The 12,391-nt window shown below is 73.9% G+C and carries 5 protein-coding genes; 2 read left to right on the top strand and 3 right to left on the bottom strand.

Translation table 11 applies throughout. The annotated features are described in order from the left end of the window. Positions 1 to 47: 47 nt before the first annotated feature. Complete coding sequence (locus tag ACQP2H_RS18540) at positions 48 to 7,952, bottom strand: SDR family NAD(P)-dependent oxidoreductase (protein WP_357534235.1); 7,905 nt, start codon at positions 7,950 to 7,952, stop codon at positions 48 to 50. 835 nt (positions 7,953 to 8,787) lie between these two features. Between ACQP2H_RS18540 and ACQP2H_RS18535 the strand changes: the two genes are divergently transcribed. Next, positions 8,788 to 9,717 carry a sulfite exporter TauE/SafE family protein gene (locus ACQP2H_RS18535; protein WP_208566788.1) on the top strand — a complete coding sequence of 310 codons (930 nt, stop codon included), beginning with the start codon at positions 8,788 to 8,790 and terminating at the stop codon, positions 9,715 to 9,717. Between the two features lie 163 nt (positions 9,718 to 9,880). Here ACQP2H_RS18535 and ACQP2H_RS18530 read toward each other — a convergent pair whose 3' ends face one another. Next, a complete protein-coding gene (locus ACQP2H_RS18530) occupies positions 9,881 to 10,531 on the bottom strand; it encodes a hypothetical protein (protein ID WP_219462961.1) in 651 nt (216 codons plus the stop codon). Positions 10,532 to 10,602: 71 nt separating this feature from the next. Between ACQP2H_RS18530 and ACQP2H_RS18525 the strand changes: the two genes are divergently transcribed. Then, positions 10,603 to 11,442: a fumarylacetoacetate hydrolase family protein gene (locus ACQP2H_RS18525; protein WP_219462958.1), complete on the top strand. Its 840-nt coding sequence runs from the start codon at positions 10,603 to 10,605 to the stop codon at positions 11,440 to 11,442. 162 nt (positions 11,443 to 11,604) lie between these two features. Here ACQP2H_RS18525 and ACQP2H_RS18520 read toward each other — a convergent pair whose 3' ends face one another. Next, positions 11,605 to 12,342: an SDR family NAD(P)-dependent oxidoreductase gene (locus ACQP2H_RS18520; RefSeq protein ID WP_219462955.1), complete on the bottom strand. Its 738-nt coding sequence runs from the start codon at positions 12,340 to 12,342 to the stop codon at positions 11,605 to 11,607. Positions 12,343 to 12,391: the final 49 nt, after the last annotated feature.

Genomic DNA, 12,391 nt, shown 5'->3' with positions numbered 1-12,391 from the left:
CCTCCGACGGATGGGGCGGGTGGGGGCGGGACGAGGCATCGACACCCTCACCACCCGGAGGCGGTGTAGACGACCGAGGTGACCGACGGGTCGGCCCAGGCCAGCTCGCGCAGCAGGGCCAGCGCGCCCTCCTCCGGGTCGATCAGGCCGATGCCGCGCCGGGCGTACTCCCGGCTCAGTTCGGCGGTGACCATGCCGCCGTGGCCGACGCCCGGGGCCCACGGACCCCAGTGGACGGTCACGCAGCGCACCCCGGTCCGGGCGGCGTACCGGGTGCCGATGGCGTCCAGCGCGTCGTTGGCCGCCGCGTAGTCGGCCTGGCCCCGGTTGCCGTAGGCGGCGGCGATGCTGCCGAAGAAGACCAGGAACCGTGGCGCGGTGGGCAGCGCGTCGAGGCCGGCCAGCAGGCCCCGCGCCCCGTCGACCTTGGTGTCGAAGACCCGGGTGAACGACGCCGGGTCCTTCTCGGCGATCAGCTTGTCCTCGATGATCCCGGCGGCGTAGACCACGCCGTCGAGGCGGCCGTACTCGGCGTGGATGCCGGCCAGCAGCGCGCTGGTCGCCGCCGCGTCCCGGACGTCCAGGGCGTGGTAGCGGACCTCACCGCCCAGCTCGGTCAGCTCGGCGATGGTCGCGGTCACCTCCCGGGCCGCCAGGATCGCCTGCGCGGTGCGGGAGATCTCGGCCGGCGAGGACGACCCGCGCCGGGCCAGCACACCGACGAGCGCGGCGCGGTCGGTGGCGGCGGCCAGCTCCGGGTCCTGGGGGCCGGTCGGCAACGGGGTACGGCCGACCAGTTCGATGCGGCAGCCGGTGGCGGAGGCGAGCGCCCGGGCGAACCACGGGGTGATGCCCCGCGCCCCACCGATCAGCACCACCACCGAGTCGCGTTCCAGGCCGATCGCGGCCGCCTCGGAGACCCCGTCACCGGCCGGTCCGGCACCCCCGGCGGCCAGCGCGCCCAGTTCGACCGGGACCAGGTCGGCGACGTACCGGTCGGTGCCGCGTCGGGCGACCACCGGGGCGTCGGAGGCGGTGAGCAGTTCGTCGAGGAGTTGCCGGGCGAGGACCTCCGGCGACGCGGCCGGGTCGACCGCCACGAAGCGGGCGGTCAGCCCCGGGTACTCCCGGGCGATCGTGCGGAACAGGCCGGGCATGCCGTCGGCCGCGCCGGTGACGTCCTGTGCCCCGGCGGCGAGCAGCCAGCGCGGCCCGGCGGCCAGGGCCCGCTGCAACAGCGGGAACACGTCGGGCAGCAGCGGCTCGTCGAGGTTGGTCAACCCGTCGAGCACCAGCACCCCGTCGAACCCCTGGTCGGCCTGCTCGCTGTCGAGCACTCCCAGCTGGCCGCCGGCACCGTGGGCCCCGAGCAGTTCGGCCAGGTACGCCCCGACCGGGCCGCCCCCGGTGATCAGGAAGCGCATTCCGGTGAGCGTGGTGGCGGGGTCGAGCTGCTGGCCGGCCTGGGTGCTCTCCCGGGCGACCAGTCGCTTCGGTGCGATCCCCACCCCGACCTCGGTCGGCGCGGGCGGTGCGGCGGGCGGGGCGGCGACGGCGGCCGGTGCGGCGACGGTCGCCGGGGCGGGCGGTGCGGCGGCGACGGCGACCGTCGGGGTGACGGTGACGGTGGCGCTCATCTTGTGGTCGAGCCAGGTGACCATGGCGCGGACGGTGCGGGCCTTGACGAGGTCTTCGAGTTCGCTCTCGTCGCCTTCGACGGCGAGGGAGAGGCGTTGGGCGACCTCGCCGGCGACTTCGGCGCGTTTGATGGAGTCGATGGAGAGGTCGGCTTCGAGGTCGAGGTCGAGTTCGATGAGGTCGACGGGGTAGCCGGTGCGCTCGCTGATGACGGTGAGGATCGCCTGCTGGAAGTCCGCGAGGCTGGCACCGGCGGGCGCGACCGGCCCGGCCGGGGCGGCGGCGGGCAGCGCCACCGGGGCGGCGGGGAGCGCCCCGGCGGGGGTGGCCGCCAGCGGGCCGGTCGTGGTGGACGAGACGTGGATGGTGCCGCTCATCTTCTGGTCGAGCCAGGTGACCATGGCCCGGACGGTGCGGGCCTTGACGAGGTCTTCGAGTTCGCTCTCGTCGCCTTCGACGCTGAGGGAGAGGCGTTGGGCGACCTCGCCGGCGACTTCGGCGCGTTTGATGGAGTCGATGGACAGGTCGGCTTCGAGGTCGAGGTCGGGCTCGATGAGGTCGACGGGGTAGCCGGTGCGCTCGCTGATCACCGCCAGGATCGCCTGCTGGAAGTCCGCTGCGGTCACGCCGACCTGGTCGCCGGAGGGCAGCGCGGCGGTCAGGGTGGCGGTGGCGGTGACCGTGCCGCTCATCTTCTCGTCGAGCCAGGTGACCATGGCGCGGACGGTGCGGGCCTTGACGAGGTCTTCGAGTTCGCTCTCGTCGCCTTCGACGCTGAGGGAGAGGCGTTGGGCGACCTCGCCGGCGACTTCGGCGCGTTTGATGGAGTCGATGGAGAGGTCGGCTTCGAGGTCGAGGTCGAGTTCGATGAGGTCGACGGGGTAGCCGGTGCGCTCGCTGATCACCGCCAGGATCGCCTGCTGGAACTCGGCGATGCCCGGCCCGGCCGGAGCCACGACCACGCCCGCCGGGGCGGCAGCCGGGACGACACCACCGACCGTGGGGAAGGAGGGCACGAGGTCCGGGGTGACCGGCGCGGGCCTTTCGATCACCGGCGCGGTGGCCAGCGCCGTGCCGCCGTTCGACGCCGCCACGGCGGGCATCGCTGCCGGAGCCGCCACGGCCCGGGGGGTCGGGGTGGGAGGCGGAGCCACCGCCGGCGTCACCGAGGGTCGGGGCGTCGCCACGGGCGTCGCCGCCGGGGCGGGCACCGGGGCCGGGGTGGGCGTCGGGGCCGGGCCGGCCGGCAGCGCCGGGTACTGCTCGACCCGGTACGTCTCGGTGGGCTGCCCGCCCACCCGACCGCCGCCGTCACCGGAGTCGCCGAGGAAGGCGAGCATCACGTCGCGTTGGGTGGCGATCATCTCGCGGGTGGTGCGCAGGTATTCGCTGAGCAGCTCGCCCCGGATGTCCCGGACGGCCGCCGGCTCGGGGACGGTGACGGTCCGGACTTCGCGGACGGTCACCGGTTCGGGGGCGCGGACGGTGCCGGTGGCGGTGCCGGGGGTGGTGGCGGTGCCGTTGGCGGGGGTCATCGACAACTCCTTGATCCGTCGGGGTGGGGTCATGCCACCGGGAAGACAGTTGCCGTGCTGGTCCCGGACGAGTTGACCGTCGACCGTCCACAGCGGACGACGACTCGGAGCGGTGGTGGTGGTGTCGTCCGCGACCCGCCCGTGGAAGAGCCAGTCGGGGCGGACCGGTGCGCCGGCGCAGGCGAGTTCGGCCACCGAGATCAGGAATCCGCGTAGCCCGTCGGACGGACCGCGTTCACAGGCGACGGTCCGGTGCGGCCGGTCGCCGAGGACCGCCTGCACCAGCCGGCTGAGCACCTGACCGGGGCCGACCTCGACGAAGAGGCGGGCGCCGGCGGCGTACATCGCCTCGACCTGCTCGACGAAGCGCACCGGTGCGCCGATCTGCTCGGCGAGGTGGTGCCGGACCTGGCCGGCGTCACCGGAGTACGGGGCGGCGGTCAGGTTCGACCAGACCGGGATCCGGGGCTCGGCGATCGGCCGGGCGGCGAGCACCTCGGCGAAGGTCTCCACCGCCCCGGCGACCACCGGGCTGTGGAAGGCACAGGCCACCGGGATGGTCCGGGCCGACAGGCCGGCCTCCTTGAGCGCGACCACCGCCGCCCGTACCTTCGCCGTCGGGCCGGAGACCACCACCTGCTGCGGCGCGTTCCGGTTGGCCAGCACCACCTCGCTGGTCAGGCCGGCCCCGGCGAGCACCTGGGCGACCTGGTCGGCGGTGGCGGTGACGGCCGCCATGGTGCCCGGGTCCTCACCGCACGCGCCGAGGATGGCCGCCGCCCGTTCCCGGCTCAGGTCGAGCAGGGTGGCCGCGTCGAACGCCCCGGCGACGCAGAGGCCGACGAGTTCGCCGTAGCTGTGGCCGGCGGTCATGTCGGGGCGGACCCCGAGCCTGCGCAGCAGGTGGTCCATGGCCAGACCGCCGATGCCGAGCACCGGTTGGGCGGTCCGGGTGTCGCGTACCCGGTCGTCCTGGGCGCGGCGGGAGTCCTGGTCGAAGGCGGCCGGCGGGAAGAGCAGCTCCGCGGCGGCCGGGTCGAGTTCGAGGTAGTGCCGCAGCTCGGGGAAGGCGACGAAGAGTTCGGCCAGCGCGCCGGGGCGCTGGCTGCCCTGGCCGGGGAAGAGGAACGCCAGCTGACCGGGCCCGACCGGGTCGACCCCGGTCGGCTGGACCAGGCCCCGGACCGGGTCGTGTTCGCCGGCCAGCGCCCGGTGCAGCAGGGTCTCCAGTTCGGCCAGGTCGCGGGCGACCACCGCGACCTGGGTCGTCCCGGGCCGGTTGGCGGCCTTGGCGGCGACCGACGCGGCCAGCTCGGCCAGCCGACCCGACCGGTTGCCGGTCCCGTCGGCGGCCAGGCTCTCCAGCAGCTGCCGGACGCCCTGGTGGGCGGCGGCCCGGTCGGTGCCCCGGAAGCAGAACAGCTCCGCCGGCCAGATCCGTTGCGCGTGCCGGGGTTCCGCCGCGTTGGGGTAGGCGCTGAGCACGACGTGGAAGTTGGTGCCGCCGAAGCCGAAGGCGCTGACCCCGGCGATCCGCTCGGCGGCCGGCACCGGCCACGGGCGGGCCTCGGTGAAGAACGCGAACGGGCTCTGCTGCGGGTGCCAGGCCGGGTTGGGTCGTTCCAGATGGATGGTGGGGGGCCGGACGCCGTGGTAGAGGGCGAGCGTCGCCTTGATCAGCCCAGCCAGGCCGGCGGCGCACTTGGTGTGCCCGATCTGGGACTTCACCGAGCCGAGCGCGCAGCTGCCCGGTTCGGCGCCGGACTCGACGAACATCCGGGTCAGCGTCTCCAGTTCGGTGCGGTCGCCGACCACCGTGCCGGTGCCGTGCGCCTCGACCAGCCCGACCTCCCGGGGGGAGATGCCGGTGCGGTGGTAGGCCCGGTCCAGGGCCCGGCGCTGCCCGTCGGGGCGCGGCGCGGTCAGGCCGAGGGCCCGCCCGTCGCTGGCCCCGCCGAGCCCCTTGATCACGCCGTAGATCCGGTCGCCGTCGCGTTCGGCGTCGGCCAGCCGTTTGAGTACGACGCAGGCGACGCCCTCGCCGAGGGCGATCCCGTCACCGGTGCTGTCGAAGGGGCGCGACCGGCCGGTGGGGGACAGCGCGTGCGCCGAGGTGAACATCAGGTAGTCGTTGACCCCGTTGTGCAGGTCGGCTCCGCCGCAGATCATCAGGTCGCTGTCCCCGGCGACCAGTTCCTTGCACGCGGCGTCCATCGCGGCCAGGGACGAGGCGCAGGCCGCGTCGATGGTGTAGTTGGGCCCGCCCAGGTCGAGCCGGTTGGCGACCCGGCCGGCGATCACGTTGGCCAGCACGCCGGGGAAGCTGTCCTCGGTGACCGTGGGCAGCAGCTCCTGCATCTGCTCGGGCACCTCACCGAGGTACGCCGGGAGCATGGTGCGCAGGGTCTGCGCGTGTCCCATGTCGCTGCCGGCCTCCGCGCCGAAGACCACGCCGGTGCGGGCGTGGTCCGCGCCGGGGGCGTCGTAGGCGTAACCGGCGTCGACCAGCGCCCGGTGGGAGACCTCCAGGGCGAGCAGTTGGGTCGGGTCGATGCTGCTCAGCGCGGCCGGCGGAATGCCGTAGCCGATGGCGTCGAAGGGCACCGGGTCGATGAACCCGCCCCACTTGGAGACGCTGATCCGGCCGGTCTGCCCCGGACCGACCTCGGGGGCGTAGTAGTGGTCGGTGTCCCAGCGGTCGGCCGGCACCTCGGTGACGGTGTCGACACCGCTGAGCACGGTACGCCAGAAGCTGTCCAGGTCGGGGGAGCCGGGCAGCATGCAGGCCATCCCGACGATGGCGATGTCCAGCGGGGCGGGCGACTCGTCGAGGTCGGCGGTCGGCGGCGTGAGCCGGGCCCGCAGCGCGTCGAGCCGGTCGGCGTGGAAGCCGCGTACCTCGGTGGTCACCTCGTCGTGCAGCGCGGCGACGGTGGTGGCGGTGTTGCGCAGTACGGCGACCTGGCCGGCCATGAACAGGCCGTCGCTGGCCTGGACGCTCTCGTCGACGGACTCGACGACGTCGCCGGAGCGGCGCAGGCCCTTGCTGGCGATCCGCAGCCGGCCGACGTTGAGCAGCTCCAACTGTTCCCACACTTCGCGGTTCTCCGCCCCGGCGCCCTCCAGTTGGTTGCGCAACTGGTGGAAGTCGTCGACGAACGGGGTGTGCAGGCAGCGGGTGGCGTGCCCGGGGGCGGTCTCCAGCAGCGCGGTGTGCTCGGCGGTGAGCGCCTCACGCTGGAACAACGGCTGGACCGCGCCGTGGGTCACGGCCTCGGCGGTGAACAGGTAGGCGGTGCCCATCAGGACGCCGACCCGGGCGCCCCGGCGGGCCAGCGGCGCGGCCATCGTGGCGACCATCGCGGCCGACCGGGCGTCGTGCACCCCACCGGCGAAGAAGACCTGGAGCTGGGCGCCGGCGGCCGGGTCGGTGTCGAGGTGCTCGTCGAGCACCGCGAGCTGGGCCTCCCACAGCGGGAAGCTCGCCCGGGGTCCGACGTGCCCGCCGCACTCGGCGCCCTCGAAGATGAACTTACGGGCGCCGGAGCGCAGGAACTGGCGCAGCAGGCCGGGGGAGGGCACGTGCAGGAAGGTGCTGATCCCCTGCTCCTCCAGGGCGCGGGCCTGCGGTGGGCGGCCACCGGCGATGATCGCGCAGGCGGGCCGGATCTCCTGGATGACCGCCAGTTGGGCGGCGCGCAGCTCCTCGGGGGCGAAACCGAGCACCCCGACGCCCCACGGGCGGTCACCGAGCTGGGCGGCGGTCTCGGTGAGCATCCGGCGGCACTGGTCGGCGGAGTTGAGGGCGAGCGCGATGAACGGCAGCGCGCCGCCGTCGGCGACGGCGGCGGCGAAGGCGGCCTCGTCGCTGACCCGGGTCATCGGGCCCTGGGCGACGGGCACCCGCACCCCGAGGGCCTCGGCCAGGGGCGCACCGGGTTGGAGCAGGTCGGCGGCGTCCGGGCCGTCGACGGCGTCGAGCATCGCCGCGCGCATGCCGCGTACGGCGGCGGCGGTGTCCGGCCAGCGGTCGGCGAAGGCGGCGGCCAGCCAGCCGTCCTGGCCGACGGGGAGCAGTTCGGCGTCGGCCTGGTGCGGCCCGCCCCGGCGGATGCCCCGGACCCCGTCGCGCAGCACGGTTTCCGAGCCGTCCATCCGCCGGATCACGGCCTGGACGTCGGCCGGGAGTTCCGACTCGGGCATCAGGGCGAGCTGGGTGTCCAGGACGACGCCGGCCGCGCCGCCGACCAGGCAGGCGCCGGCGGTCCGCGGGCCGATCCCGCCGGCCACCCAGACCGGCAGGTCGAGGGTGTCGTCGGCGACGAGCTGCTGGAGCAGGACGAACGAGCTGAGCTCGCCGACCCGGCCGCCGGCCTCCATTCCCCGGGCGATCAGCCCGTGTGCCCCGGCCGCCGCTGCGGCGTGCGCCTCGGCCCGGCTGGTGACCTCCACGAGCACCCGGTGGTGCCCGGTGATCTCGGCAAGCGGCCACGGGCTCGCCGGCTCGACCACGACCAGATCCACCCGGCCGGCCGCGGCGCGTGCCACGTCGGCGGGGGTGGCCCGGCAGCCGGCGGGCACCCGGATGCCGATCGGGTCGGCCGACCAGTTCGCCGCCCGGGTGAGTGCCCGTAACGACCAGTCGTCGCCGGCGGCCAGGTCGATGATGCCGCGCCCACCACCGGCGGTGGTGGCGGCCGTGATCCGTGGGCCGGGTTCCAGGACGCCGACAGGATTGACGACCAGGATCAGGTCACGCGTGTACGGTGCGCTACTCATCGGGCTCCCACTTCGGTCGCGAAGGATCGCGTGGTGACGGGGGGATCTGCCGGCCGAACGCCAGCGAGCGCGGTTCTGATTTGCGGCAGTCAATGTCGCGCTGAGTCACAATCTAGTGTGGCTCAGTTACATCCCGGTTAAATCCAACCGTCGGAGCCGCCGCGGTGAAGATTTCCTACCAAGGCTACCGGATATGCCCTCGGGGTCACCAGGCAAAATGTCGGCCGGTGAGTCGACGCTGTCGCCAGATCGTGCCACGGTGAGTTGCCAGTTCATTTGCGGGTTTATTTCCAAACTGTTTTCTGCTGATCGAGAACCTCCTGGTAGCGGAGATCAACTCGCCGCGCATCCCACGATGTGGAACGGGCCTTGCCATGGATTGCGGTGAACATTAAAGATCCGTATCGGCATTCTTGCCGTCATTACCCATCGATTTGATATGGCATTCGTGAGGCGAGGTGAGATTGGCTTCGATCATTAGAATCCCTGGTCGGGGGCGGGGTGTCGGTCACCCGGGCTCCCGCCTCGCCCATCGCCGCTGACCTCGGCGGTGACCACCGGCCGCGCGAAGATGCCCCGCCGGTGTCGCCGATAACGGCTCTGGGCTGGTCAAACGCCAAGCTTTGACGACAGTCGACGTACTCACTTAACGAACGTTTCACGCGCTGTCTGCCGATCCCCCTCCTGCGGGTCGGCGCAAGCGATCTGCGGGGGATTCCGCCAGCGGTGCCCACCCCCGTACAGGCCCCGACCAGCCGGGACGTCCGTCACCGCCACGGTGATCCGCCCTAGCCGGGCCGACTTTCCCCATTCACCTTCCGGATCGGCGGTAATTGTGCGTAGCCTGCTTCTTCTTGCCCTCGTCGGCCTCGGTGCGCAACTGGTCGACGGCAGCCTCGGGATGGCGTACGGCGTGACATCCACCACATTGTTGTTGGCCCTCAACACAGGCGCGGCCAGCGCCTCGGCGACCGTTCACCTGGCCGAGATCGGCACCACCCTGGTCTCGGGTGCCGCGCACTGGCGGTTCGGCAACGTCGACTGGACGGTGGTCCGCCGGGTCGGTGTGCCGGGCGCCGTGGGGGCGTTCGCCGGCGCGACCTTCCTGTCCAGCCTCTCCACCGCGACCGCGGCCCCGATCATGTCGCTGATCCTGCTCACCCTCGGCCTCTACGTGCTGATCCGGTTCACCGTCGCCGGGCTGCCCCGCGACCGGGTCGGGCTGCCCCTGCGCAAGCGTTTCCTCGGGCCGCTGGGGCTCGTCGCCGGCTTCGTCGACGCCACCGGTGGCGGGGGCTGGGGCCCGGTCGGCACGCCCGCGATCCTGGCCAGCGGCCGACTGGAGCCCCGCCGGGTGATCGGCTCGATCGACACCAGCGAGTTCCTGGTGGCGGTCGCCGCGAGCCTGGGCTTCCTGGTCGGCATCGGCTCGGAGAACATCAACTTCGGCTGGGTGGGGGCGCTGCTGCTCGGCGGCATGATCGCCGCGCCGATCGCCGCCTGGCTCGTCCGGTTGGTCCCGCCCCGCGTGCTCGGTTCCGCCGTCGGGGGGGTCATCGTCCTGACCAACATCCGGACCCTGCTGCGCAGCGACTGGATCGGTGCGCCGGACGCCGTCCGCTACGCCAGCTACCTGATCGTCGTGGTGCTCTGGGTGGCCGCGGTGACCTGGTCACTGCGTCGGCACCTGGCCGACCGGCAGGCCACCCCGGTCGCCGTCGGACCGGAGGCCGGTGCCGGGGAACCCGCCACCACGTCCAGCTGACCGGGCGGCCGGCGGCTCCCCGATCTCCCGGCCCCGGGCAGGTCGGGGAGCCGCCGGCAACCCCGGGCGTCGCAGTCCGGCCGGCAACCCCGGGCGTCGCAGTCCGGCCGGCGACTGCTGCTGGGGTCGGGCCGCCGACCGTGGTGCCGCCGGTGGGCGTGGTTCAGGGCGCGGCGTGCTCGGTCTGGGCCCGGATCTGCCGGAAGATCTCCTGCGGCTGGGCGGTCTGCGGAAAGTCGGCGAGGTGGACCACACCGAGCGTGTGCCGGTCGGCCCAGGCGCAGACGTCGAACCAGACACCCCCGCTGCGGCCGTGCCCGCAGCGGGCGGACCCACCGACCGGCCCCGGGGGCACCGGCGTCACATCCGTGATGGCGGTGAGCCGGGCGAAGATCTGGTCCAGGGCCCGCTCGGGGTCGGGGACCGTGCCGGAGACCCCACTGAGCAGGACGACCCGACGGTCGCCGGGTCGGTACAGCCCGAGTTCGGCCGAGTGTTCCTCCTTGACCGGGATGTAGGCGGTGCCCACCGCGCTGCCCGGCTCACCGTCGAGCAGCGGCTTGAGCCCTGACATGGTGCTCTGGGCGACCATGGTCAGTCGCCGGTCGAGCGACTCGTTCCAGGTGCCCAGCACCGTCGTCGGCTTGTCCAACCGCGGCACGGCGGGGTCGGGGGGTGGCGGCGACGCCCCGGCCGACCTCGCGGCGACGGGCTCGGCGGTGCCCGAACAACCGGTCGCCGTCAGCAGGCCCGCGAGGACCAGCGCACCCGTGCGTACCGCCTGCCGTAACCCCGTGCTGGGTTGCGGATCCATGTGTGCCTCGTCCCCGGTCGCAGTGGCATCGGGCAGGATAGCGTGCACTGTCGTCAGTGGAGGGGGACCGGATGAAACTGATGCGGGTGGGCCCGGCCGGCGCGGAGCGGCCGGTGCTGCACGCCGACGGCCGGCACTACGACCTGTCCCCGCTCACCACGGACATCGACGCCGCCTTCCTCGCCTCCGACGGCCCGGCCCGGGTCCGGGCGGCCCGCGACCTGCCGGAGGTGGACGTCACCGGCCTGCGGGTCGGTCCGCCGGTGGCCCGGCCCGGCGCGGTGCTCTGCGTGGGGCAGAACTACGCCGCGCACGCCGCCGAGTCCGGTGCCGCCCCGCCCGAGACCCCGATCATCTTCTACAAGGCACCCAACACGGTGGTCGGCCCGTACGACGACGTGCTGGTGCCCCGGGGCGCGACCGCCACCGACTGGGAGGTCGAGCTGGCCGTGGTCATCGGCGGGCGGGCCCGCTACCTGGAGTCGCCCGCGCAGAGCCTCGCCCACGTCGCCGGCTACCTGGTCTCCAACGACGTGTCCGAGCGCGACTTCCAGCTGCGTGACTCCGGTGGCCAGTGGTCCAAGGGGAAGTCCTGTGAGACCTTCCAGCCGCTCGGCCCGTGGCTGGTCACCCCGGACGAGATCGCCGACGTGCAGGATCTCGGGTTGCGTTCCTGGGTCAACGGCGAGCCCCGGCAGGACTCCCGCACCTCGGACATGGTCTTCGATGTGGCGTACCTGATCTGGCACCTGTCGCAGTACACGGTGCTCGACCCCGGTGACGTGATCAACACCGGTACGCCGGAGGGGGTGGCCCTGTCCGGCCGGTTCCCCTACCTGCGGCCCGGTGACGTGGTGGAGGTCGAGGTGGACGGGCTGGGCCGGCAACGGGTCACCATGGCGGCGGCCTGACCGGCGGCGGGGAGCCGCTGCCGGCGATTCTGACGGGCCGGCACCGGCCCGACGGGAGTGGGCACCGGTCCGACGGGAGCCGGGCGCCAGCCCCACGGGAGCGGGCACCGGCCCGACGGGAGCCGGCGACCGCTGCCCGGGTGGCCCTGCCGTCCGCCCGGATCAGCGGACCAGCCGCAGGCCCGACATGCCGCCGTCGACGGCCAGCGCGGTGCCGGTGGTCGCCCCCGACAGCGGGGAGGCGAGAAAGGCCACCGCCTGGGCGACCTCGTCGGCGGTGACCAGCCGGCCGGTGGGCTGCCGGGCGGCGAGCCGGCGCTTCTCCGCGGCCGGGTCCCCGGCCCCGGCGAGCAGCCGGGTCACCCACGGGGTGTCCACCGTGCCCGGCGCCACCGTGCACACCCGGATGCCGTCGCCCACCAGGTCCGCGGCCATGGCCAGGCTGAGTGCGTGCACCGCACCCTTGGTGGCGGAGTAGACGGCCCGGTCGACCAGCCCCGCCGTCGCCGCGATCGAGGTGATGCTGACGATGGCGGCGCTGGTCGAACGCCGCAGGTGGGGCAGGGCGGCCCGGCAGGCCCGGGCGACCCCGACGACATTGACGTCGAGGCAGCGGTGCCACTCGGCGTCGTCAGCGGCCTCCACCGCCCCCACCGCACTGACCGCCGCGCAGTTCACCAGCACGTCGAGACCGCCCAGGGTCGCGGCGACCCGGTCCATGACCCCGTCCAGCGGGCCGGTGACGTCGGCGGTGAGCCGCAGGTGCCCGCCGCCCGCACCGGGGTCGCGGTCGAGGACGGCGACCCGGGCCCCACGCGCGGCCAGCAGGTCGGCGACCGCCGCGCCGATGCCCGAACCGCCGCCGGTGACCGCCGCCACCAGACCGTGGAAATCCGTCATCTCGGCACCTCGTAGCACGGGCGACAGGGACCGGCGGACGCCCCACCCG

Source organism: Micromonospora sp. CA-248260 (assembly GCF_050942205.1).
GTDB classification, from domain to species: domain Bacteria; phylum Actinomycetota; class Actinomycetes; order Mycobacteriales; family Micromonosporaceae; genus Micromonospora; species Micromonospora antibiotica.
The sequence above is the reverse complement of the archived record's forward strand: the minus strand, read 5'-3'. Positions and strand labels throughout refer to the sequence as shown.